The organism is Dulcicalothrix desertica PCC 7102 (assembly GCF_003991905.1).
GTDB classification, from domain to species: Bacteria; Cyanobacteriota; Cyanobacteriia; order Cyanobacteriales; family Nostocaceae; genus Dulcicalothrix; species Dulcicalothrix desertica.
The window spans coordinates 290572-316084 of record NZ_RSCL01000001.1; the positions used below are offsets into that span (position 1 = coordinate 290572).

The 25513-nt window shown below is 39.3% G+C and carries 21 protein-coding genes; 8 read left to right on the forward strand and 13 right to left on the reverse strand.

Annotated features, from left to right (window positions below; genetic code table 11):
- Positions 1-168: 168 nt before the first annotated feature.
- A complete protein-coding gene (locus tag DSM106972_RS01225; protein WP_127078071.1) occupies positions 169-702 on the forward strand; it encodes a restriction endonuclease in 534 nt (177 codons plus the stop codon).
- Here DSM106972_RS01225 and surE read toward each other — a convergent pair.
- Both surE and DSM106972_RS01235 read right to left on the reverse strand, forming a co-directional pair.
- The gene (surE, locus tag DSM106972_RS01230) at positions 691-1371 is read right to left on the reverse strand and encodes a 5'/3'-nucleotidase SurE (protein WP_127078073.1); all 681 of its coding nucleotides are present in this window, start codon (positions 1369-1371) and stop codon (positions 691-693) included. The two genes, DSM106972_RS01225 and surE, sit on opposite strands and share 12 nt — an antisense overlap.
- 57 nt (positions 1372-1428) lie before the next feature.
- Positions 1429-2220: a DUF1868 domain-containing protein gene (locus tag DSM106972_RS01235; RefSeq protein WP_127078075.1), complete on the reverse strand. Its 792-nt coding sequence runs from the start codon at positions 2218-2220 to the stop codon at positions 1429-1431.
- A gap of 233 nt (positions 2221-2453) precedes the next feature.
- Between DSM106972_RS01235 and DSM106972_RS01240 the strand changes: the two genes are divergently transcribed.
- The 3 genes from DSM106972_RS01240 (at position 2454) to DSM106972_RS01250 (ending at position 4782) form a co-directional block, all read left to right on the forward strand.
- A complete protein-coding gene (locus DSM106972_RS01240) occupies positions 2454-2708 on the forward strand; it encodes a hypothetical protein (protein ID WP_019493310.1) in 255 nt (84 codons plus the stop codon).
- Between the two features lie 3 nt (positions 2709-2711).
- Positions 2712-4016, forward strand: a complete 1305-nt coding sequence (gene mltA / locus DSM106972_RS01245; RefSeq protein WP_127078077.1) for a murein transglycosylase A — start codon at positions 2712-2714, stop codon at positions 4014-4016.
- Positions 4017-4110: 94 nt separating this feature from the next.
- Positions 4111-4782 carry a rhomboid family intramembrane serine protease gene (locus DSM106972_RS01250; protein WP_127078079.1) on the forward strand — a complete coding sequence of 224 codons (672 nt, stop codon included), beginning with the start codon at positions 4111-4113 and terminating at the stop codon, positions 4780-4782.
- Positions 4783-4901: 119 nt separating this feature from the next.
- On the opposite strand, the gene DSM106972_RS01255 is transcribed toward DSM106972_RS01250, so the two are convergent.
- The 5 genes from DSM106972_RS01255 to DSM106972_RS01275 form a co-directional block, all read right to left on the reverse strand.
- The gene (locus DSM106972_RS01255) at positions 4902-7052 is read right to left on the reverse strand and encodes a GumC family protein (RefSeq protein WP_127078081.1); all 2151 of its coding nucleotides are present in this window, start codon (positions 7050-7052) and stop codon (positions 4902-4904) included.
- Positions 7053-7110: 58 nt separating this feature from the next.
- Positions 7111-8502: a polysaccharide biosynthesis/export family protein gene (locus tag DSM106972_RS01260; RefSeq protein WP_411675267.1), complete on the reverse strand. Its 1392-nt coding sequence runs from the start codon at positions 8500-8502 to the stop codon at positions 7111-7113.
- Between the two features lie 286 nt (positions 8503-8788).
- Complete coding sequence (locus tag DSM106972_RS01265; protein WP_127078085.1) at positions 8789-9526, reverse strand: cyanoexosortase B system-associated protein; 738 nt, start codon at positions 9524-9526, stop codon at positions 8789-8791.
- A gap of 182 nt (positions 9527-9708) precedes the next feature.
- Complete coding sequence (locus DSM106972_RS01270) at positions 9709-11025, reverse strand: ankyrin repeat domain-containing protein (RefSeq protein ID WP_267901038.1); 1317 nt, start codon at positions 11023-11025, stop codon at positions 9709-9711.
- Positions 11026-11035: 10 nt separating this feature from the next.
- Positions 11036-12154 (reverse strand): CHAT domain-containing protein, encoded by a 1119-nt coding sequence (locus DSM106972_RS01275; protein WP_127078089.1) that lies wholly within the window; start codon positions 12152-12154, stop codon positions 11036-11038.
- Between the two features lie 476 nt (positions 12155-12630).
- Between DSM106972_RS01275 and DSM106972_RS01280 the strand changes: the two genes are divergently transcribed.
- On the forward strand, positions 12631-13227 hold the full coding sequence (locus tag DSM106972_RS01280; RefSeq protein ID WP_127078091.1) for a PEP-CTERM sorting domain-containing protein: 597 nt from the start codon (positions 12631-12633) through the stop codon (positions 13225-13227).
- A gap of 87 nt (positions 13228-13314) precedes the next feature.
- Here the strand turns inward: DSM106972_RS01280 and DSM106972_RS01285 are convergent, their stop codons facing one another.
- The 4 genes from DSM106972_RS01285 to DSM106972_RS01300 all read right to left on the reverse strand — a co-directional run bounded on the left by DSM106972_RS01285 (position 13315) and on the right by DSM106972_RS01300 (position 20412).
- The gene (locus tag DSM106972_RS01285; protein ID WP_201800660.1) at positions 13315-14391 is read right to left on the reverse strand and encodes a DUF1822 family protein; all 1077 of its coding nucleotides are present in this window, start codon (positions 14389-14391) and stop codon (positions 13315-13317) included.
- 23 nt (positions 14392-14414) lie between these two features.
- Entirely contained in the window at positions 14415-15902 is a 1488-nt protein-coding gene (locus DSM106972_RS01290) for a hypothetical protein (RefSeq protein ID WP_325052141.1), read from the reverse strand.
- A gap of 356 nt (positions 15903-16258) precedes the next feature.
- Entirely contained in the window at positions 16259-20008 is a 3750-nt protein-coding gene (locus tag DSM106972_RS01295) for a PAS domain S-box protein (protein ID WP_127078093.1), read from the reverse strand.
- Positions 20009-20208: 200 nt separating this feature from the next.
- Positions 20209-20412 (reverse strand): hypothetical protein, encoded by a 204-nt coding sequence (locus tag DSM106972_RS01300; RefSeq protein WP_127078095.1) that lies wholly within the window; start codon positions 20410-20412, stop codon positions 20209-20211.
- Between the two features lie 504 nt (positions 20413-20916).
- Here DSM106972_RS01300 and DSM106972_RS01305 point away from each other — a divergent pair.
- A complete protein-coding gene (locus DSM106972_RS01305; RefSeq protein ID WP_127078097.1) occupies positions 20917-21474 on the forward strand; it encodes an SRPBCC family protein in 558 nt (185 codons plus the stop codon).
- Positions 21475-21569: 95 nt separating this feature from the next.
- Here the strand turns inward: DSM106972_RS01305 and DSM106972_RS01310 are convergent, their stop codons facing one another.
- Entirely contained in the window at positions 21570-22247 is a 678-nt protein-coding gene (locus DSM106972_RS01310; RefSeq protein WP_127078099.1) for a sugar transferase, read from the reverse strand.
- A gap of 535 nt (positions 22248-22782) precedes the next feature.
- Between DSM106972_RS01310 and DSM106972_RS01315 the strand changes: the two genes are divergently transcribed.
- Both DSM106972_RS01315 and DSM106972_RS01320 read left to right on the forward strand, forming a co-directional pair.
- Entirely contained in the window at positions 22783-23082 is a 300-nt protein-coding gene (locus DSM106972_RS01315) for a hypothetical protein (RefSeq protein ID WP_019493295.1), read from the forward strand.
- A gap of 154 nt (positions 23083-23236) precedes the next feature.
- Positions 23237-23953 carry a hypothetical protein gene (locus DSM106972_RS01320; protein ID WP_127078101.1) on the forward strand — a complete coding sequence of 239 codons (717 nt, stop codon included), beginning with the start codon at positions 23237-23239 and terminating at the stop codon, positions 23951-23953.
- 63 nt (positions 23954-24016) lie between these two features.
- Here DSM106972_RS01320 and DSM106972_RS01325 read toward each other — a convergent pair whose 3' ends face one another.
- Positions 24017-25507 carry a family 10 glycosylhydrolase gene (locus tag DSM106972_RS01325; protein WP_186538577.1) on the reverse strand — a complete coding sequence of 497 codons (1491 nt, stop codon included), beginning with the start codon at positions 25505-25507 and terminating at the stop codon, positions 24017-24019.
- Positions 25508-25513: the final 6 nt, after the last annotated feature.

Genomic DNA, 25513 nt, shown 5'->3' on the forward strand with positions numbered 1-25513 from the left:
CATTAATTATTTAGAGTAGGACGCGAGGCGCCTACTCTTTTTTTTCAAAATATTTTACAGTGATATTTTTTTAATTTGCCTGGGAATAATAAATAGTAAGCCCATTGGCAACGGATTTTAACGGATGTAACGGATGGGTGGTTAAAAAAAAATTCAAGGAATGAAAACATGGAATTAATGAGTACTTTTTTGATTTGTGCTACATGTTTATGGGTTTTAAATTTGGCAATTTATCTTTATGAATCGGCTTCTAAAACAGAAGAAGTTGAGAAGAAAGAGTTGGATATAATCAAGCTTTTGAATTTAAATCATTCTCAGCTTATAAATAAGATTGATGGAATGTTGGGAAAAGAATTTGAATCTTTTTTACTACGCCTTTTAGAAAGGTTTGGATATTGGGGGTATCAAACTGCTGATAGTGGTGATTATGGAGCAGATTTAATAGTTTTTAAAGATGGTTTAAAAATTGTTGTTCAAGCTAAAAGGTATAGTAAATCTGTTGGAGTGAAAGCCATACAAGAAGTTTTGGGCGCCGTCAAGTACTATAATGCTGACAAAGCATTGGTAATTACTAATAGTCGCTTTACAAAAGGAGCTTATAAACTTGCCGCTAGTGGTGATGTGGATTTATGCGATAGAAGCCAGTTATTTGATTTGATAGTAATGGCGCGCGGAGATAATCAAAAACTATCATACTCGTAGCTGAGTGACTGCGATGTTGCCTGAAAAGCATACTTCAACATCACTTCCTTTTGTGCGTTCACGTTTGCTGTAGTCACCAACGTAATAAAACTCGTTGTTTTCAATGCGGTAGTTTACGGGTAAGGGTTTTGTACAAGGTTGGCAAAATATAATTTCTGGTTCTGGTTCCTCTGGTTGCAAGTGCGGTAAGTTTACGTTCCAAAATGTGCCAGGTTCCCATGAACTATTTAATAATTCTTCCAAAACTTTTGTGGTAAATTTTGATGCTGCATCCCAGTTATAGTTGAGTTTGCCTTTACGGTAGTGTGAAATTGCTATGCCCGGTACACCTAGCATTGCGGCTTCGCGAACTGCGGCGACGGTACCAGAAATGTACGCATCAACACCTAAGTTACCGCCTGCGTTGATACCTGATAATACATATTTGGCGCCTTTACAAATATGAGTTAATGCGATTCGGGAACAATCAGCAGGTGTGCCACCAATAGCATATTCACGTTCGGAACGTTGTAAAAGTGGTATTGAGTGCGTTGTGGTTACTTGATGTCCACAACCTGATTGATGATCCTTTGGAGCGGCGATAATTGTTTCGTAACCTTCTACGGCTTTTAATAGTGCTTGAATTCCTGGAGCGTCTATACCGTCGTCATTGGTGAGAATAAAAGTCATGTGGAAGAGTTAGGAGTTAGGAGTTAGGAGTAGGGTGGCTGAAGCCACCTTACTATTTTACGAAAAATCAATTGCTGCCCATTCGGGTTGACGATAATAGCGAGTCATGTCGTCGAATTTTCGTAGTTCGGCGCGATGTACTATAAATTCGGGGAGGTTTCCTAACCATTTTTGATTTAAATCGGTTATTTTTTCGGCTAAAGATGTACGGTCTAAGTCAGGCGCCACTTCTCCAAAGTAACCTAGGGTAATGTGAGCCGTTAAATGGTAGTTTTGTTCGATACCTAAACTCATTAATTGCGGATTTTGGTATAAAGTGCGACGAAAATTAATGATTTGTTCGTAGCTGCTGCGTGTACTTGGCGCCAAACAAACACCAATTGCCCTTGGCATTACCATTACTCCTAGTACACCAAACCGAACCTCATTATCTGCAGGCGCCGTTTGTTTGTATGTATCAAATATTTTAGCGCAGCATGATTGTAAATCTGATTCGTAATTAGGATTGCGTGAATGCTCGTCGCGGTAAGCACTATCCCATATTAAATCAGCAACAGTTAAGTGAAAACTCTTAGATGGTAATGGAACAATAAGCTCTGTACTTACTGATAAATCTAGTATTTGAGATTGATATTCCTGTAACGCAGCATAGAAGTCGGCATTATCCTTATCATCCTCGCTTGGTGGGGTAATGATTGTATAACCCGGAAATGGGGTAGGTTGTCGGGATCCATTAGGCGCCGAAGAGTATTTGTAGGACTCATGAATGTGTTGAACTTGAGTTTGGTAAGACTCAGGCAGCGTCATGCGCGCTAATCGGTTTAAATAAGTCTGATAATCGTCGTCCACCCTAGTATGTACCTCGCACAGTATCAAAAATATTGTATGCGGATTGATGGGAAGTGTGAAAACTATTATGCTTATTGATTTTAGTTAAATTACTTAACCATTTGGGGGAACTGTATTTGGGTAAACGAGCGTCCAAATGAGAAATAGCATAAAGTACCATTGTTTTTGCTCTTCCCATTCAGCGAGTTGGGAAGTTAAAAAGGGGTTGGATGTATTTATAAATTATTCAACCTATGCCTAGAACACCGAACGAATACGTAGTACATATGATGATGGAAAGTGGTCATAGGGAGGAAGTCCGCTTCCCTACGATTCAAGAATTCCAAAAGTGGTACAGTGGCGAATTAATGCCCAAGGCTGCTTCGGATGATTTCATCAGCGTCCCTATAAAAAATATTCAAGGTGAATACATGGTTGTCCGACCTTCCAGAGTCGTGGCAATTCGTGTTGAGCCTATTTTTAGCTCTAGTGTCGAACGATTTACTTAAACGATGAGAAAAACGCTTGCTTTATTTTCGGGTTTGCTAGGTATTGCCGCTTTTATACCTTTTTTATCTGTGGTTGCTCAGGTTCCAACATTACCTCCAATACGAATTCCGAGTAGTCCACCTCAACTGCCACCCCAATTACCTCCCCAGTTACCACCACCCACTCAAGGTGTTCCATTACCTGGAGGGGAAGTTCAACCTCAACCTGTTCAACCACTCAAACTAGTCAAGTTGGATTTGAATTGCCAGCCCGCGCGTGGTTGTATTGGTTGGGATGAGCAACTTTTTTGGAGCAAAGGTAAGCCAGGAGACCGCAAAGCGTTATTAACGTCAATTGACTATAGCTTGCGCTATTTGAATACACCGAGAGCGGCTACAGTGTATCAAAATTTTCCTGTTGAAGGAATTACGCTTGACCGGGTACGCAGAAGTTTAGTGCGGTTCCGGCAATTGGTTGTTAGCGCCAAGTCACCTGCACAATTACAAAAAGCTGTTAAACGTGAGTTTGATTTTTATAAGTCAATCGGTAACGACGGTAATGGTACTGTAAAGTTTACTGCTTATTATGAGCCTATTTATACTGCTAGCCGAACTCGCTCATCTCAGTATAAATACCCACTTTATAAACCTCCTGTTGACCTCAGCCAGTGGGCAAAACCTCACCCAACACGAGTACAACTCGAAGGCGAAAATGGTTTGTTAGGCGAGAAGAGTCCATTACGCGGCTCAGAAATGTTTTGGTTCCGCAACCGTTTAGACGCCTACATGGTTCACATTCAAGGGTCAGCACAACTAAGGCTCGCTGATGGTACAAAAACGAGTGTCGGTTTTGCAGGCGCCACTGACTACCCTTGGACGAGTATTGGTAGAGCATTAATTAAAGACGGCAAATTAGACCCTCAAAATGCTACTATGCCTGCTTTAATTAGTCACTTCCGCCGCGTACCAAAAGATATGAATGTTTATTTACCTAAATGGGAGCGGTTTGTTTTCTTTAAAGAAACTAACGGCGCCCCAGCAACCGGTAGTATCGGCGTACCTGTAACAGCCGAACGTTCGATTGCTACCGATAAATCACTAATGCCTCCAGGCGCCCTTGCTTTGGTTAACAACGCTTTCCCATTTCCTGCACCAGGTGGAGGTATGGTTAGGCGCCAAGTTAGTCGTTTTGTTCTCGACCAAGATACTGGTAGTGCAATAAAAGGCCCTGGAAGAGTTGATTATTTTATGGGTACTGGTGAAATGGCTGGTAATAGGGCTGGTGTTACTGGTGGTAATGGACAATTGTATTATTTGCTGTTGAAATAGCAATTTTGTAGAACGGGCGTCCCCGCCCGTTCCACGCTTATATAAAGATTCAGGCTATAGTGCATTTATAACAATAATATAGAAAAAACCTCTTGTGTTTCCTCTATACGACGAAAATCCAACGCAAATCACTCCGTACATTACTTATGGGCTGATAGGTATCAATGTTCTGGTGTTTTTGCACGAAGTACGCCTGTCTGAAGCTCAACTCGACCAGTTTTTGCGGCTTTATGCAGTGGTTCCACGTCAGCTAACTCGGTTTCCTGATGTTGAATGGGTAAAGTTATTTACGTCACAATTTTTACATGGCGATTGGTGGCATCTTGCCTTTAATATGCTGTATTTATGGGTTTTCGGTAATAATATCGAAGACCGTATGGGTCACTTTAAGTATCTAATTTTCTATTTAAGTTGTGGTGCATTGGCGGCTTTGTGTCAGTGGGTAATTGATATAAATGGCAATATTCCTTCTTTAGGCGCCAGTGGTGCAATAGCAGGAATTTTGGGTGCCTATCTTATACGCTTTCCACGAACACAAGTTGTAACTCTAGTATTTTTATTATTTTTTGTGACTACGATTCGTCTACCAGCATTAGTAGTGATTGGACTTTTTGTGGTTAGTAATGTTGTATATGGTTTTATGAGTTTACAAGCAGGCGCGAATATGGGTGGTGGTGGTATTGCCTACTGGGCCCATATTGGTGGGTTTGTGTTTGGTATTATTCTTGGCCCTATATTTGGTTTGCTTAAGCAGGATGAATATTGATGAGTGCGCTCGTAGAAAGTGCTGAGTGCTGAGTAGAAGTTAGGAGGCGCGGAGTTAGGAGGCGCGGAGTTAAGAATTGTTATTAATTACTCAGCACTCAGCACTCAGCACTCTACACTCTACACTCTTTTGCCGTTTACTATGACTCTATCAGTTTCGTCTTCTAGAGTTGTTACTGGTTGAGAGGTAACAATTATGTCTTCTGCTCCGTTGACGACGGCGCCTATTAAGTTCATTTCTGACTCAACTAGCTGGTCTATGGCTTCACTAAATACGTTTTCTTGTGTGAAGTTGGGTCGTGCAACTAATATCATACCGTCGCTGTAAGGTTGAATTAGTAGGGCATCGTTAGATAAACCAAGGGGGTTTGAGTCTAAGATGACGAAATCAAACCTCGCTCGCACGTCTTCCATTAGGCGCCGCATTTCGCTTGATTCTAATATTGCCGCTGAATTCCTTACTGGCCCCGGACTTGGAACGATGTATAAGTTTTCTACTTCGGGAACTAGACGAATGCATTCCCCTAAACTCGCGTAGTAACGTAGCGGTTCTGTGGTTGCATCTGCGTCTATACTAACTCCTAATGATTCACAGTAAGAAGGTGAACGTAAGTCTGCTTCTATGATTAAAGTGCGTTTTCCTGCACGCGCACACGCTATTCCTAAGTTGTAAGCACTGACTGTTTTTCCTTCAGAGGCGCCTGTACTCGTTACGAGTACTACTTTGACATTGCTACCTCCAACTCGACGCAGGTTACTACGGAATTTTTCGTAGAGTTCTAAATATCCTGAATCGGGTGAAACAATTACAGGTACCGTATTTTTACCGTAATCAAATGGTAATAAAGGTAATTCTCCCAGTAGCGCAACTTCTTTTTGTTTCAAGTTGTCGCGAATATCTTCTTTGGTTTTGAAGGTACCTTCGAGCGAACCAAGTAAGAATATTACCCCACCTCCAATTACAAGTCCAAAAAATCCACCTGCTGCTAAGGTAATGGGAACGCTCTTAGGTGGTTTGACATCGGCTATAATTCGCGGTGGACGAGCAATACTCAAACTACTTACCGTTTCCGCTTCTGCTGCTCTTGCATCGGTAAGTTTGACCTGCATTTGGTCGAAAATAGACCTTTTAAGAACTACTTGCTGCTCTAAACGCGAACGCTCTAATTGTTTATTAGGAATAAGCGCGTATTGTTGACGCAGTTGCGCTTCTTGACTTGTTTCGTTACCTAATTGCTGACGCAGTGTATCGCGTTGAGTTTGTAGCGCTACTAGTTGATTTGCTAGTTCTTGACGCGCTGGGTCTAAATTGTTACGAGCTAGTTGGTCTGTAACTCTTCCTGGTAAAGGTGCTGCGTTACCACCACCTGTTGCTACCTGTGCGACGCGCTCGTTAAATAACTTTTCTGCTGCTTCAAGCTGGCGCCTTAACTGTACCATTGCTGGATACTCAGCTCGTACTTCCTTTTGCAATGGCTCCATTTGTGACTTAATTTGAAAAATTTGGGAGCGCAAATTATTTAATATCGGGTCTGCACTAAGCGCACTAGATACATAAGCGCTTGTTGCGTCCATACCCAATTTTTCTTGGAGACTACGAATTTGAGCATCAATACCAATTAAAGTTTGCACCAATTGACGCTGTTGGTTTTGACTGACTGTCACAGCGCTTAGTAAACTGCCGTTTTCTGCGGCTAAAATTGCTGGACGCTCTATACGGTCATATTGCTCAAGCTTTTTTTCAGCAGCTTCAAGTTCTTTTTTTGCATCTGGTAAGCGCTCGTTAATTTTACTAATAATTGTTTTTAATTGACCCGTGTTGCGGTCAGCACTCAACTTCACAGATTCTTCTAACATTATTGTTAAAACTTCTGCTGCTCTTTTGCGGTCGGTATCTTGATATTTAAGCTCAATAATATTTGATTCTAACTCGCCTGTTTTTGTACGCTTGGGAAACGCGATAGCAATTGTATTTGCTAACTGCTGAGGTTTTAACCTTGTTTTATCTACCAACACCCGCACAATTGGTTCTGACAATAAATCAGCTTCAGTTAAACTTTGTCCTTTCTGCTGAATTTCACTACCAATTGCTGAAAACGAGATTGGTGGACCTGAATAAGCTAACGCAGCATCACCTACAAAATTTGCAGGTGGGTCTGGTTGCATAGCGACTACCGTCGAACCTGCAATCACTAGCGCAAAACTTGCTAGTCCTATCCATTTATATTTATCGAATGCTATTAGGTAGCGCTTAACAATTGGTGGTGCCATTGCCGTAACTGCATAATGTTTGAGTGTTTAAGTGGGAATCTCACCCACAAAGCGTGTTTTAAAACCTTCCTCCACCGAAGGTTTCAAAAAAGCGAATAAACGATTGTATGTCAAAAAATGGTCTTGTAATCGTACTCAAAACGTTCGTAATTTTACCAAGTAAGTTTCGACCAACCACGATAACATCATTGTCTTGAAGTGGCACGTTTTGCGTTACATCCCCAGAAAGTGCCTTTTTTGCATCAAGTCTTTGCGTCACTGCTTTTCCACGTTCGGAATCAAACCGAACTAGGGCAATATCGCTCAAATTCGCGTTATCTGGATTAATTCCTGATATGGCATCAACAAAGCTACTACCATTGGGTAATGCTTGTGTCACCAAGCCTCCACCTGCATAGTTTAATATACGTATACGAATTTGAGGTACTGCTAGAGACGAACGTGCGACCAAGTTGCGGTCATAACCATCCTCCGTTCCTACTTCGCGACGAGGTATTACAATACTGTCACCGTCTTGTAAGCGCAAATTTGGTACTGAACCGCCATTCTGTATTGACGCATATAGATTTATATTCTGTGAAATCACAGTACCATCAACCAGGCGCCTTCGTACCTGAACTTGTCGCAAATCAGCCATCATTGTTGAACCACCTGCGATTAATACAGCGTCTGTTATACGCGGTACAGATGAACCAACTGGGTAAATACCGGGTCGGAAAACTTCACCACTCACAGTAATTTGCACTGGTCGTGGGGCAGATAGAGATACAGTAACTACAGGCTGTACTAATATTTTACTCAATCCAACGCGAATTTTTTCTTGGGCTTCTTCTAACGTCAAACCTTGTACCGAAATAGTTCCCAACTGTGGTACAGCAATATTACCTTCAGTATTAACTTGAACTTGAAACGCTTGTTCTGGACGCTGACCTGCTAACGCTAATACCACTTCTGGATTAACAACAAAGCGATTGTATCCAACGCGGATTTTTTCTTGCGCTTGGGAGAGCGACAAATTTTGTAAGCGTACTGTCCCTAATAGCGGTACGACGATATTACCTTCTGGATTGATTTGTGCGCTAAAGCTTAAATCAGGAAAACGCAGTACCGAGACAGAAACAGCATCACCCGGCCCCAAAACATATGGACCTGGAGGACGCTGAACCGCGATGCTGATTACATCACCAGATCCTAAATAGTATCGACTAAACTGTGGTGAATTTCCATCATTAATATCTAGTGGTGTAAACTCAACACTCGATGGAGGTGGAGCTGGTTGTAATGGTGATTCTCCTGTTGTTGGTAATTGTATTGGTGCTGGTGCTGTCTGTGGGTTGTTTTGAGCAAAAGCTGCATCATTCGCAATTGTTGCTGCATAAACTACCACCTGGAGACTAGCGGCACATAAAGCGCGGTATCCACGTATTTTCCAAATCAAAGACATAAACATTGATACTATGATGCTTCTTTAAAGAGAGAAGGCGCCGATATGCTATTCTACTCTCCAAACCGAATAAATTGTGTCCCTTGTTTCATTTGAGAAGTTCCCGAAAGAGCCTCACACGTAAAATAGCGAAGCACAAATACGGTTATATACTTAGTAACAATTAATTGCTAATTTTATAATCAAGAAATTTAAAAAATAATCCCTTTGGCTGCATAAACAACAAATTACAGCCAAATTGTAAAATGCACAATACCAAATCTTTATCAATTTGAGTTAGAAACCCGGTTTCTCAACTCTTAACTGCTGACACCACACCTTGCATTAAGCGAGTTTGTATAGTTTGACCTATTGACTTCGCTTGCTCCCAAGTCGTATCTATTTGTCCTAAAGGTTCCATTGGTATTTGAACACTCACAGCAACCCAAGCTGCACGATGTTTGTGCCATTGTGCTGACTGGTCGGCAAGAAACCATTTTAATTGTGATGGGTTGCCACCATCTGACCAAGCATACCACTGTAAAACGCTAAAGGTTTGCTGCTTTGTTGAACCCCGAAGAAATCTCGCTTTCACTAACACATCGTTTTTTACAGTTGAACCGGCTGGTGGTTTAACGGTAAATTCAACGTCACGTTCTTGAGCAGTATCCCATTGCCAAAAACTATTTACTTCTGACCATTCAACTTGGGGTTGGTCTGCTGGACCATTTTGCGGCAACAGTAGCAAAATAACTTTATTTTTATTATCGGTATTATTGGCGCCAACTTTAAGAATCGTCTGTAACGACCATTTGCGTTCACCAATAGTATGTTCGGTTTGTTCGACAGTTTGCCATCCTGGTATATTTAAACCTTGACTGCGTATTTGTCTTAATTCTTTGAGCGTAGGAATTGCTGGGGGTTGTTTCCATTGCCACTTTCCGCTCAAATATCCTGGTACTGCTGCAAACACAAGTAACAATATCAGTAACAATAGTGCCGCAAGTTGAGGATATTGGCGTTCTTTCACAAGTTTAGATAAAGAAACCATTTATATATATTAGAGTGTATAAATTAAATTACCTAAGTATCTATATTACATTTTTAACTGAATTATGAGTTCAGTAGGAGTAACTAGTAGTGCTGAGTAGAAAGTGCTGAGTGCTGAGTGGAGGAACGGAGGAACGGAATATAAAACTCAGCACTCAGCACTCAGCACTCAGCACTCAGCACTCAGTACTCAGCACTCAGCACTTTTATGATATCTGGGTAATTGTTATATTCTGCGAGCATTAGCGCTGTGTATCCACCTTTATTTTTTAAACTGACATCGGCGCCTGCTTGAAGTAATATTTGTAATGCTGGTAGTGAGTTCCGTGATGCTGCCCACATTAGTGGTGTTGCACCTGCTGCATCTTGAAAATTTACATCGGCGCCTGCTTCTATTAAATATTGAATGATGTCGGTATGACTACGTTCTGATGCTTTGAGCAAAATACTTTTACCTTCTGTGTTCACTGTATTGGGGTTGGCACCAAAATCTAATAGTGTTTTAACAATATCAGTGTGTCCTTGTGCTACTGCCAGCGTTAAAGGAGTTTCATTCAAGTTACTAACATTTACATCGGCACCGCGTCGTAGTAAAGCTTCTATTATTCGATTATGACCTTGTAATGCTGCTACTAGTAATGGAGTATCACCAATTTTGTTTCTAATATTGACATCAGCATCTCTATTTAGCAAAACTTCAGCAACATCAACATATCCTTCTAAAGCAGCAATATGAAGCGCGGTTTCACCTAAGAAGTCTTGATGGTTGACTTCGGCGCCTGCTTGTAGTAGTAACGATGCTATCGCACTATTTCCTGCTGCTACTGCTGCTGACAGTGCTGTTCCTGCATCTTGATTTTGTAATTTTACTTCCGAAGCACTATTAAGCAAAGTTTGAATAATATCTATTTTTCCCAAGTCCACTGCTAACATCAGGGCAGTTTCACCATCAGAATCTTGAGTATTTATATCTACACCTGCTGACAACAACAAATTAATAATAGAAACATTACCAAGCTTTACCGCTAATCGCAGCGCTGTATCTGAGTCATTATCTATAATATTTGGGTCGGCGCCGTTATCAAGAAGTATTTTAACAACTTCAATATAACCCTTACTCGTCGCCACCATTAAAGCAGTACTACCATCTTCGTTTGTAGCATTCACATCTGAGTTCGCGGCGACAAGTAACTTTACAACATCAACCTGGTTTGCTGCCGCAGCTAACATTAATGCCGTTAACCCATATTGTCGTCGTCGTAAATTAACATCTGCTCCTGCTTTAATCAGCGCACGCACTACTTCAACATAACCATAATTAGCAGCATACATTAATGCGCTTGTACCAGTATAATTATCACAAACATTAACAGACGCTCCAGTGTCCAATAACGTGTGTACTTTTTTAATATCACCACTTTGTGCGGCCAACAGCAAAACGTTTTGATTCATATGTAGGGTGCGTGACGCCATGAATAATTTTACAACGAAGTAATACACCAAACCGGCCTTATATTTTTGTCCAAACAGGTGGTTCCACAGCAGGGTTTTGGCAAATTATAGGCAACCACGAGGCGCCAGGGAATTCATTTTCTAAACCTTGTAACTGTCTGCGTGCCATTTGAAATGATGTATATAAAGGCAAATGTGATATAGCAAACGCAGTGAGAAAGTTATGGAAAAAAACCTGAGCAACGCGGTTAGGAACAGGTTCGCGCATTACAATAGCCGTTGGAATATGTAATTTTTCTAGTGCAAGTGCCATTCCAAGACCATCACAAGAATTAAAAATAGCTAATTTCAAACCTTTCTCAATTGCAGCTTTGAGTGCTTCAGAGAGTTCTTCTATAGTAATACTGTTATCAGTACCATTATTTATATATAGTCTGCCAGTGGCGCCTTCGGTACGACTGTGACCTGCAAAGAAAATAATATCCCAACCGAGATTATCCCATAAAGAAGTATTAAGCTCTTGACGAGTTGGAGTTTGGAGGAATACAACTTCACATTCGTTCAAGCCTTGTAAAAATTCGGTTTCGGCGCCTAAGTCAATGCCTTCGCTATCACCAAGAATTGCTAAAATGCGAACTACATTACGTTTTGGTTGCAAATCTAAATCATTGTGACGCATGTACTCAGGTCGTGATATGGCAAGTTCGGCTTTAGAATAATCACGAAAAAAGTCGCAGCGATGCCAAGGTAGGCGCCGCATTAAGTCATCGTCAGTTTCTACTATTACGTTAATTTCTTCGTTTAAATGTAATGCAGAACGTAATTTACGACTTAGACCAAGTATTCCCTCAGATTTTAGCCAGGTATCCATTTCTGCCTCCAAACCCGCACACAACTCAGTAAAGTTATGTTGAGATATATTCGTAACGCCGTTACCAATCTCTAAATAATCATCCAAGTCATCAGTACTTGGTGTCCGAAGTAACTTACGGTCACATAAACTTTGATAAATAATTCTCCAGTTTTTATACAACTGGTCTAACTGTGGAGCGGGTGGCAAGCTTCCAATAAACTGTTCTCTATGGGGGTTATTAGTTTCCCAAACCTGCACTGTTACTCTTGGGAATCCCTGATTTAAGTTACCGTGTCCCAAACTTATGACAACAGACTTACTCATGAGAATACACTTATTTTTTACATGTGAACTAGTATTATGCTGTTTCCTACATGTAAAAAATATTCTTTTTCGTAAGAGGAGATTTTTATTTAGCCACTATTAAATAAAAAAGCATCAATCTACTTCAATTTTCAGTATTCAGTATAATAAATCACTTATAAGTCCGTGAAAAAAATGTTGAGATACATTTCCGGAATGAGGAATTTCGCAGTTGAAGATAACAGCAACGGATTGAGTAGTAAACAACAAACAATACAATTAATAATTACTTTATCGACGCTTGAATAATTGTTATGCAAATAACTGTCCCCAAGCAATATGAGTCACAAAGTTTGCTGAAGTTACATATAACATATACAGACATCAAAATTTATCTAGTTGAAAATAATTGTATTGGTGTGGTTTCAAGTAGGAAGCTATTAAAGTCTTGCTTATCATTCAGTAATCTGTAAATATTAAAAGGCACGGTCAAAATTATGATTATCGGTTCTGACGTTAAAACCCAATATCTTACAACTGCAAATAATATGACATCGAATTCAATTAAGGCAGAGGGAGAGGAAAATAGAGATTATTTTCAGGCTGATGATGTAATTGATTGGCAAGTGCTTGGTAAAGCTTTAACTTCTTTGCCAACAACAATGTTAGTCAAGTCACGTCAAGGTCGTGAAGTTTTAGTAAGTATTGCTGCTGGGCATTTGTTAAGAATAGACCAGACATCCTCTGAACCTTTGGATTTTTGTATTGGTGATGCGCTTTTATGTACAGGTCATGGTAACCCTGGACCCATGACAATCGTGTTTGAACAACCAATATATGGAGTCAACATGAGAATTCAGCCAGATGTTGTCAATGACCCCGATTATTCTGTCTCTATAGAAGCGTTTGACCGCTTAGACACTAGTATTAATAAAGTTAAACATTCTGCACTCAGTCAAAAACTAGATGCTGGCGCTATTCCTTTAACTTTATTAGATGTTAAAGGTAGAGTTAAGAAGTTAGTTATATCTGCCAAAGAGCAAGGTATTCATATTCCTTTTTCGATTAATGCTATGGAATTGAAAACTGTGTAATGTTATATAGTGAGGGCGGGCAAGGATGCCCGCTCCACAAGAAAATTGACTCCACAAGAAAATTCACTTTACAAGAAAAGTTAGCTTTTATAATTCAAAGTTTTCGCAAATAGTAGCATTGTTGAATTTAACTTCGATGCTAAATTTTTTGCCAACTTCGCCACGAAAAGGTCTAAGTTGAATATAGTTGTCTGAAGCGCGAGATTGCACTTGCTGTAGATTTTTCTTGGCTTTTGAGAGTAAGGTTAAGGTTATATTTGGCGCCAAAGTTTGTTCGCCATTAGTTGGATGCAATTGAACTAAAACATTTATACCTTCTGGTTGTTCTGTTAGACTAACTAGTAGCGCTAATTTTTGGTTATCAATTTGCATTCCTAAATCTATTAGTTTTCCGCGCGTTGACGAGGAAATATTTTTTTCAATGCTGCGAGTACTAAAAGCTAAACTAGCTTCGCGGTTAAGCATTGTATCAATTAATTGCCATGTGTCGTCAAATATATTTTGCAGCCAATTACTTAATTTAGTAGTTATTTCTACTGTGCTTAAGTTATTTTTTACGACATTTTGTTGAGAGGCGCCAATTTGTGAGTTAATTGTGCTTGGTTCAATATAACGAATGTAGAATAATAAATGTGATGGTTCGGCATCTAATAAAGTTAAAGGTAGTTGGTAGCACTCATTATATAATCTATTAGATGAAGTATTAAGGTAATTAACTAACTGGTCGTGACGAATAAATCCACGAATTATTAGTTCTTCTTGTTCTTCATTGACTTCTAGCAGTGAATAAAAGTGTATTGGTTCTGAATTATTTAATGCTTGTTGAGGTATATTTACAACTTCATCCAGTACTTGTTCTGTAGCGATAAGACAAATTCTAAATTCTCCAACTTTAATAATACCATATTGTGAAATAGTTTTAGTCTCACAAATTGTTGGACATTTGATACGTTCTTTTACCCATGCTTCTAAACCAAACAACGCTAATGCATTCAAATAAGCTTGCCACTGCTGTAACTCATTGGTAGTTAAGTTTTTAATCGAGTCTATATCTTTATTTACTAGTGCTTGTGCTTGGTCAAAATGTTCTATCTCTAGCCAAATTGTTTCTGGTATTAATAATCTTATATCACTCAAATTATCAGTTGAATTTGCCAACAACATTTATGAAACTCCTATGAAATAAATTATGATGCAACTGAAATCACTGACGCAAGCTGTAAATTGTGGCACAGAAAATGAGCGTAGCGACTATTCATCACACGATTTTTACCTGCGCGAATTTCTTCTGCTGCGCTTTGAAATACTTCCTCATCGGCAAACAATTCGATTTGTTCTGCTAAAGTTTTGAGATAGTCGGGTGCAGGAGGCAAAGTCGTTAGACCTAATTCACATGCTTTTTTTAAAATATTGTCGAGTAGCTGTTCAACTGTTTTGGAACGGACTTTTGCCAATAGTTCACCAGGGTTAAACACACGACGTGCTTGATCCCAACTCGACATTTGTAAAATATCGGTAATTTCTTTGAGCGATTTTCCCTCTTGATAGTATAGCTGTAAACCAGGAATAAACTTTGCAGCAAAAGGAGCATATTTTTTACTTTTCTGTAATCTTAAAATACTACTTTCAACTTCTTGCTCAATACTGTTTATTAAAGTAATTTCGAGTTGAGAGTGTAAGAACTCTAATATTTCATTTTGCTCTACATCGACTTCGCTAGTTGAGTTGTATGCTAAATCTGTCCTTGTTACATAGCTTCCTGTTTCTGGGTCTTGAATTTCTAGTGACTCACGGTAACTCCAAATGTCGTATTGCCGCAGTTGTATTGCCACATATTTCAGTGCTTTGAGTAATTGTTTAGTATTATTTACTGCATTATCTCCGCGTTTTTGCAGTAACGCCAGCATTTCTTGAAGTTGGCACTCACTAGGGTCGGGACATTTGGCGCCGAATGAGCGGTTTTGTTTACGTTGTTGTATTCGGTCGCGACGGTAACAACAATGAAAAACTTCAACAAGATTTGCGTCTTGTTTTGATAATCGTTCTATTTGCTTGGGTCGAACACGGTTTAAAAGTGCCCAGTCACTCAAATTTTTAAAGCCAAACTCCGATAAAAAGTCTTTAACTTCAGGATTTTGCTTCGTTTGTAAGTAAGCCCAGTTTTCTAACGATAAACGCACACGCAAATCGCTTTTAAACGTTTGTAAGACTTTGACTGTAAAAAATTGATACTTAGCTGTGTCTGTTTTTCCTTCGCTATTGACAACGAGTTGTGCTTTGCGGTCATCATCTGTAATTACCAAACTTTGACCGTCATCATTCAAAACAAAACCCAATAAGTCTTGATATGTAAAGCTTTTATCGCTAGCAAAAAGATTATGAATTTTTTTACAAGCTTTTAATATGGGTTCTGAGACAAAGCACCGTAAGCACAACCCAGCATAAGCGCGACTTTTAACATCATTAGTTGGAGCATAGAAACACGTTAGCAGTGCTGATTGTATATCCTCAGATTCAGAAATGCTTTGTTGCAAAAATACTTGGGCGGCAGAAACAACAGAATGCTCATAACCATTATGAGTTCGTGTTGGATTAATTCGGTATATTTTCCAGTATCTTGGTGAAGCACCCTTCATTACACCTGCTCCTGGCATTTGCCCAATATGTAAATACACTAATTATATAGTTGTGAAAGTATCATGCTTATGCAGTTGAGTTGTATAAAAATATTTAATTGCTCAAAGTGGTAATGGTAATGACTTTCACCACGGATATACGGGGATGGTACCAAATTTCCTAGAGGATAAGTTAGATGTGAATATATCCTCTAGGAAAATCATGAATGGCGCCGAAATTCAAGCGAGGATAAGTTGGATGTGAATATATCCTCTAGGAAAATCATGAATGGCGCCGAAATTCAAGCGAGGATAAGTTGGATGTGAATATATCCTCTAGAAAAATATTCTCTCTGTGTACTCTGCGTCTATGTTGTAAAAATAATTACTTTTATTACACAGGCAGGATGCCTGTGCTACGATTTCAATGCTAAATTTGCTAGTTCCATAATTTTCTCAAAGTTATAACTAGTCGTTAAATCTTGTAAAAAGTTGTGTAACGAAACATGTGGTGTGGGTATTTGTTTGAGTAAGTCAAAAATTAGGTTATCACTACAACTAGCGGCAACGTGATATAGATGTTCTACCCATGCACGCGGTTGCTTGGACAATATTTTAACTACTTGAGCATCGGATAGAGTTTGAGGATATTGAGCTTCGCTAGTTTGACTCGTTGCATCTTTATATATATATTCCACGTTAAGATGCTGTCTAATTTTTTCGAGGAGAAATTCTTCGCGAAAAGGTTTGTTAATAAAGTCGTCACACCCAGCTTCGAGGATTGCGTGACGCTGTTCAGAAAAAACGTTGGCTGTGAGCGCTATGATGACTGTGCGATTTAATGGAGAGGAGTGTTTTTGTAAGTCACGCAGTTTAATTTCTCGCGTTGCGGCGTAACCATCCATCATTGGCATTCGCAAATCCATTAATATTAAATTTGGTTGCCATTCGTTCCATATTGATATCGCTTCTCTTCCGTTTACTGCTTCTTTGACTGCAAAACCAATTAAGCTCAGTAGTTTTACGATAAATATACGGCTATCTTCAGCATCATCTACAATTAGAATACGGTAAGTCGGCTGGTCAGGCGCCAAACCAATAATTTGATTAGGAAAGGAATTTGTGGAAATGTCATCTTGTAAGGCAGATAACATTTCGATATTAAAAGTGAATGTACTACCTAAGTTTAAAGTACTATTAAGTGTGATATCACCTCCCATCATTTTGACGTATTTACGACTAATCGCTAAACCTAACCCAGTTCCTTGTTGTGATTTTCTACCAGTTTCAGTTTGTCCAAATGCTTCAAAAACTAACCCAATTTCTTTTGGACAAATACCGGGTCCTGTATCTGTAACTTCAAACACAAGGTATTGAGTGTCTCCTTGTCTGCTTTGTCTTATACATACGCGCAGCTTAACGCTACCATTGTTTGTAAATTTAATTGCGTTACCTAAAAGATTTAATAGAACTTGGCGAAGTTTACTAGCATCGGTTTGAATATATTGAGGGACATTGCTTTCGTATTCAAATGTCAGCATTAAACCTTTGGCTGTTGCACGGAATAGCAACATTTCTTTGAGAGTGTCGAGTAAGCTAATTAAATCAAAGCTACTGATGTTAAGGTGGCTTTGACCCGCTTCAATTTTTGACATTTCTAAAATGTCGTTAATGAGGTTGAGGAGATGTTCACCTGCTTTGTTAATAATGCTGAGGTTTTGCTGATTTTCTTCAGATAAATCATTATCGTGACTCATTAGCTGCGTAAACCCCAAAATAGCATTGAGTGGAGTTCGTAGCTCATGACTCATGTTTGCTAGGAATTCGCTTTTCGAGCGGTTGGCAGCTTCAGCTGCGACGGCAGCTTGTTGTAGTGCTTGCGATTGAAGTTGTGTTTGTGCTAATAGTTCTGCTTGTTGAAGTGCGACACCAAGTTGGTTGCCGATTTGAACTACAATATTAATCTCTCCCTGAACCCAAGAGCGCGAGCTGCTGTTTTGATAACTACCAAGCAATCCCCAGAGTTTGCTGCCGCAAAATATGGGCACGGTAATATATGCTTTGGCTTGGAATCGTTCTAGCAGTTTAATATAACAGTCTTCAAATCCTGCGTTGTAAATATCAGGAACACATAAAAAGCTGGCGCCACGACTATATACTCCTCCTTGAGTATTTTGGAGATGAGTATCGATAACTTGATTATCGTTACTGTTCATTTTTTCTACTACACAAGTATCCGCATCGAGGGCGCCTTTAGTTAAGTTGGGGTTGGTATTATGTTCTTCTATAAGTGAAACCCAACCGGAACCGACAGACTCAGCGACAAATTCCCCACTCCAGTCAGGATTAAATCGATAAACAACAACGCGGTCACAGTTAATAACTTGACGTAATTGCTGAGTTGTGGCATCAAATATTGTTTCTAAATCGAGCGTTTGCCGCATTCGTTGAATTGCTTGTGTAATAGCGCGCTCGCGTTCAGCAGCAGAGCGTAAAGCAGCTTCTGCACGTTTGAGGTTTGTGATTTCTACAACAACTGTGCCGACATTGCTAGGGCGCCCGTCTGAACCTTGAATAGCAAAATAAGAAGTTAAAAAATGGCGCAAAGACTTTTGTTTGTCAGGAGAGTAAGCACTTATTTCTTGGCAGAGAACTGGTTCTCCCGTTTCTAATACTCGTCGATAAATCGGTTCAATTACAGATGCAAGAGCCGGAAAAACTTCGTATATATACTTACCATTGTGTGCTTCGATGCTTAGTCCATTTATTTGTGCTAACAACTCATTAACCTGTACAAAGCGCATTTGTTCGTCTACAATACACTGACCAACAGGAGCATTATTAAAAAAAGCATCCAAGCGTGCTTGATGAATTGCGAGTGTCCGCTCTAAAGTTTTTTGTTCGGTAATATCCTTATGAGTGCCAGTTAAACGTAAAGGTTCAGCGCGTTCATTATAATCGAAAATTTTACCACACGATTCTATCCATTTCCAATCACCCGAAGAAGAACGCATCCGAAATTCAACTTTGTAAACAGGGGTGTTACCAAATAAATACTGTTTTAAAGCAGTATTTACTGAATTTAAATCATCTGGATGTACTAATTCAAGGAAACCTTGACGGGTGTCATTGACTTCCGTTGAGTCATATCCTAACATTTTGAACCAGCGCCAGTCCCTATATACTTTACCACTAGCAATATTCCAATCCCACATTCCCAAGTCGCTAGCTTCTAGTGCTAGTTGTAATCGTTCTTCGCTTAATTGCTGTGCAGCTTCAGCTATTTTACGCTCGGTAATATCTCTGGCAGTTCCTAATAAATATTGCTGCTCCTCAATTTCAATTAGTTCTGCGCTCAACAACATTGTTCTTATTTCATTATTGTTCGATTGAAGCTGAACTTCATAATTACGAATTTTGCGAGCATTTCGTAAAATATCGAGAATCGTATTACATTCAGAAGGATTCACCCAAATATCAATAGATTTCGTACTACTACCAATAACTTCTGAACGTTCGTAACCAAACACATGGCAAAAATTATCGTTAACTTCAATGTAATATATATCAGGGAATGTTACTAAAGCAATAGGGTCTGGAGATGAGCGAAAAGCCGATGCTAATTTAGCTTCAGCACGACGAGCTTGTTTGGAACGCTCCAAAAGTTTAGCTTGAGATACCGTAATTTCCAACTGCGCTGCAATCGATTTAATTTCGCGCTCAGTACATAACTGTTGTTTTTTTATTTCTAATTTATTTTCGAGTTTAATAATTCGTAAATTTTGCCGAACTCGAACTAATAATTCATTTGGTGTAAACGGTCTTTTTAAATAATCAAAATTCAAACTATTAACATCAATATTATTTATAAACGAGAGATTATGATTAATGTCGGTAATAAAGATAATTGGAATATCAGCAAGTAAATTTTCTTGGGATTTATCTTTTAAATTTTTTAAATTTTTATATATTTCAACTTCATCTATGTTATCTGTTGTCACATCCAACACTATTAAATCTGGAGGTGAGACAATTGCTGTGATAGCTTCTTGAGTTGAAGTCGCGATTTGGATATCTAAATTCTCTTCTTGGATAAAATTAATTGGTAAAGCGACATCTTTCTGCTCGCTTAAGACCAATAAGATTTTAATAAAGTTTTTATTCATAATTATCGAAATAATACTTGTACCTGACGTGCAAAAATTCAAGTAACAAGTTTTCTAATAATTCTATACTATTGTTAAGATATCTATGTCTAAATATTACAACTAAAAGGTTGATACTGTACACCTGCGGATAACCCTCCATCGCATCCAGCAGCTTGAGGCGCCTGTCTTACATCCATTACATCCGTTACATCCGTTGCCTAGAAGCGCCACCAAGTTTTTTGTACGTAAGCAAGAATAGCGAATACGATTGCGAGTCCAAGTAGCAGCCAAATGATTCCTCCTGGGATGGCAGCTAAAATTCCAACGCCAAGCCCTCGCAGTATCCAGACGGCAAGAGCGATACCAAAAAAGATTCCAAATGCTTGTGTTAATAAACGGTTTAATTTAGAATACTGTGACATTTCGGTCTCTCCAACTACTATAAAGATTTAATGAAGTATAAATAGTTATCTTGGTTTTTTGTTTTCATTAACGCTCTTGCTAACGCTGTTTTGGACTTGGTATGGCGCCTGAACGCTCTTTATCTATAGAATTTGAGATTTCAGACGTTAGGCAACTCTTAAGACAAGACGCACTCGTTATGCTTTTTGTGCTATTGTAACGTCTCTATTTGCAGCTAACTACATTTGATGTTGCTTATTTCAATAAATGCTTCAGTATTTTTACATAAAAAACATACTGTTGATAAAAAAGACATATTTTTGGTGAATTTTCGGGAATAATATGGCAACAAAGCACTATTTCCGGACAATTTAGATAATGTAGTGGAATGAGAACTAGTGCGTTATACAAGCGGTTAGCTGCTAGCCATTAGCTTACAGCTTACAGCTAATAGCTATTTCAAAAGTTTCGTCTGTTTGTTTGTACTATCGTAGTAAATGTGTTGAGGAGTGATTGAAAATTTTATGTTTATATCCCATACTTCTGATTCAGTGATATATACCGAAGGCACAGCTTGGAGTCCTGACAAGCAAGCGAAAATGCTACAAGGTGAGGTTTTTGTTGAAACTTCATCTCATAGTGCTTGGGGTGGAGCGGTGACAGCGTGGATGTATTTGCCAATGAAGCGAAACCAAGTATGGCAACAATTAACAGATTATCCTCGCTGGGTGCAATATTTCCCCGATGTGACAAAAAGTGAGATTATACAACGGGGCGAAGTTAAACGTCTGTATCAAGCTGCACAAAAAGCGTTTTTATTTTTGACTGCCCAAGTTGAAATTTACCTGAATGTAGTAGAGGAATTAGGACAGCGTATCCAATTTAAATTAGAAAAGGGTACTTTCCATGACTTTACGGCAAATCTTGAGCTATCTGATTTTGGTAATGGAACCTTGTTAAAATACGCAGTTCAGGCAACACCCACAATTCCTGTACCATCAATTTTAATTCAACAAGCCATGAACCTTGAATTGCCTGCTAATATGCGTAAAATGCGACAAGTACTCATGTTAGGTCAATAAGAACTAATGTATCAGGTAAACAAGTTTTTAGTAGAAAGTGCGCTCGTTATAACTTCTTACCAACTCAGCACTTTTAACGAGCGCACTTTTAACTATTAAAAGGCGCCGACTTTGGCTAGGATGACATAAATAGTTTTAACGATTATTAATACGTCGTACATTGGGTACCATTTCTTTTGATAGTGTAAGTCTAAATCGACGACTGCCTCAAAGTCTTTGACGTGAGAGCGACCGTTGACTTGCCACTCACCTGTCAAACCTGGTTTAACATTTAAGCGTTGCCAGTGATGCTGACTATAGTTCATCACTTCGTCTGCTGTTGGGGGACGGGTACCAACCAAGCTCATATCCCCCATTAAAACGTTCCAGAACTGAGGTAACTCGTCTAAACTTGTGCTTCGCAAAAAACGACCGAATTTTGTGACTCTAAAGTCGTTCTTGTTTTTAAAAAATAATCCGTTCGCTTCGTTCTCTACCAAGTTCTTTAGCTGTGGAGCTTCCACTACCATTGAGCGAAATTTGCGAATTTTAAATGTCTTTCCATGTAGCCCATAACGCTCCTGTACAAAAAAAACAGGCCCGGGACTGTCAAATTTTATCGCAATGGCTATAGGTATGAATACGAGACTTAAAATAACTAACCCGACTATGCTACCCACAACATCTAAACAACGTTTAAATTTAGACTTGACTGAAGGGTGGTGTTGAATTTGATTATCCCAAGTTTCAGATGCTGCACCCTGAACTATGGTTGTAAATAGTATTTGATACATTGTAAAGCCGAATTTTTATTAAAACGTATATCTACGTAAGCTTAATTAGACTATAGACTTGACTTTCCTAAATATAATTACTATCAACCGTATATTCACTGAATCTTCATCAGCATAGAGCTTATGATGATTTTTTATAAATCTTATATAAAGTAAATTTAATATATCTTATGAAGGATGAAAAATCTTTTATGTTGTGTTTATTTGAGGTAGTTGTGCTATAGTTTACTACCAGTAAACTACGTGTAATAAATTCATTCGCCAATGTATAAATTACACGCAAGTAACGGGTTAAACACCTATTTAGCTTAAATATTTACAATATGTCTGATAAAAAGTCGTCTTAGTGTAATGTATACATTTGACTGTTATGTCAATTTAAGTTAAACATTAGAAACCATTGTATAAAATCTTGATTAAGTTTGGGATTTAGGTAGTAAATTTTACTACTACTTAAATTCCGAATAACTATATGTTCCAGGACAGGCAATTACAATTGCTTTCTGCTCGTGCTATCGATAGAGGTGCTAAAAAAATGGTTGCTGTAGGATTTGATGTAAAAGTTGGTCGTTTAGAGTCGATTGTCGAACAAATCGGAGAAGCAGTACTTGCGACTACGGAGACAATTGAGCGGTTGGGAGACCGTGTTGAAAATTTAAGTGGACAGATTGAAGAGCAAGGAAAGCAAATTAAACAACAGGGATATCAAATTTTGGCATTGTGCGACGCAGTGCAAACTTTGGCTGAAACTCAAGATGATTCTCTACAAAAGCTTTCGCAGCTTACACAAACTTTAGACCGCTTGATGACAATGATTCAAGGGTCTCCCGAATAATTAGTACTGAGGTGTATATGTGAGAAGTATCCTACCTTTTTTAATCAATTGCAGTATATTAGTACTATAAATAAATTATAACTGGATGCGTGCGTTGTTAGAATGTTTTCGCGTCTGGGTACACTTACTGTAGCGTGCAAGAGAGGACGTATGTATGGATATAAAGTTAGGGTTTGGAACGGTTCCAAAAGCGCAATATGTTTTTGTGAGTCGCGAAGGTGATGCTTGCTGGTATAGTCTTTCAGAAGACGGTAAGCAAGTACCAATTTATGAAAAAGCTTTAACAGGTGTAATTACTGGGATTGAGTGTAATAAGAGCGTTGAAACGCAGTACGGGTCAACTTATAAAACCGACTTAGCGATTTTGGCGCCAACACCTTGCATAATACGTTCGGGAAACTCATCGTATTTTTCCAAGAGTTTACTGCTGTCGCTTGATGCTTTGACTGTTGAGCAACTGCGTAATCCTTTAACAATTGCGGTCAGTCCTGGTGAAAAAACGGTAGTATTTTGCAGCATTTACGACCCAGCGACATATCGAGTCGTTGATTTTAGTTGGGGTGGACACAAAGAAATTGATTTGCAAGCGTTAGAGCAGAGAGTTAGCGCCAAAATAGAGACTATCGCATCACAAACTCAAACCGCGCAAGTCAGTACGAGTAAAAACACTGAAATTCGCGCCATGATGATGGCACAGATAGATAAGTATTTAGCGCAGTTGAATTGGACACCAGAAATGGGGCGTAAATACTTACAGCAAAATTACGCAAAAACTTCACGCCGACAGTTAAACGACGCTGAACTTTTAGATTTCACATTTAGAGTTATCGAAATGGCGGGAGTGCAAACTGCATTATCAATTGCTTCTTAAAAGTGCTGAGTAGAAAGTGCGCTCGTGCTGAGTAAAGAGAATAGTACTCAGCACGAGCGCACTTTACTGTGTGCGGCATAATTTACGTTCGCTATCGTGTTGTGGGTCTTGCCAAGAGTAGGCGAAGTGACTAACGGAACGTACACGAGGGGCAAATTGACGGAGTGCTTGCATTTGAACTTCTAATGATGGGCGCCCGCTAACAGATTTACCCCAAGTACCAGCGACAGCAGGAATAATTTGTGTTTCTGGTCTTGACATACTTAAAACACGCTGAACTTGTTGAGCAATACAAGCAACGTTTCCACAGTTCGCGTAAGACATTGGATGCCATTCAAAGTTACTAGGAAATCTATCCCACGGTTGTAAGCGTGAATCGTAACCTTGACCGTGAATTTGGTTGCCTTCAGGAAAAAAGACGGCGCCTGCGGGAACACCCATTTGTTGTGCTGGATATGCGGCTAAAGTGATAAAATCAATAATTCCTTGCATGGTGTGGGCTACCGTTAGCTGCCATAAATCTGATTGAAGTTGTTGTTGACGTTGAGGAAGCGTGCTTATTGATTTGTTAGCAAGCAGAGTACGGCCCTGCCACATTGGTTCGCCTTCTTTTGGATATAATCTATCTACATCAGTAATATCACTAGTAGTTACATATCCTTTGCCTAAAAAGCGGCGTATTAAATCTAATCCTTTGGTGTTTTGTGCCCTTCTAAATAAAGCTTTTTGAGTTGCTTCTGTATATAGCCATAAATCAGTAACTCTAGTAGCTATTGAGTTACTACCTGCCTGACGCGGATAACGCACATAGTCGAATAAAATACCATCTGGGCGCCTACGAGCGACTGCTTGTACCAAGCGTATATAATCTGTTCGAGCGGTTACGCTGTATGGGTCAATAAAAACATGACTACCACCATCGACAACGTACAAACTGGTTTGTCCTTTACCGTTACGCGCAATTGCACTTTCTCTATCTTTTCGTTGAGCGTAGTTAAAACCAAAATTGGCGGTGTACATCCAAGCGTACACTTTTAAACCACGTTCGCGTCCTTTCTGAATCGCTTTCTTTAGTAAATCAGTATTTTCTTGTCCTGGCGCCCTTACAACAGAAGGCCAAACCGTAGGATTATCGTTTGAGGGTAACATTACCCGTCCATCATAAAAAGTTTCTACATAGACAGCGTTGTAACCCTTATTAACGATTCTATCCATAATCCGGTCGAGGGCGCCTGCTTGAATATCACAAGGATACAAACGTAACCAAATCGCTTGAACCTGCAACCAATTGTTTTGACGGCAGCCTCGAACGGCTTCACCGTGTTTTTGTAGTAAATTTTGATACTTTTTATGCGCCGACAAGTTTCCTCGAAGCGCTGATATACGTAAGTTTTCCTTTTGTTGTACTGCCTTGTTAGGTAACTGACAATACTCGTTTAGTTGAGCCTCTGAAGGTTGTCCCAAAAAGGGAATTAATAAGCTACTAATTAAAGCTGCAGCTCCGAAGCGTCGCCAAGAGAACATTTTTACAACATCCAAAGGACGTAGAGACATAGATGG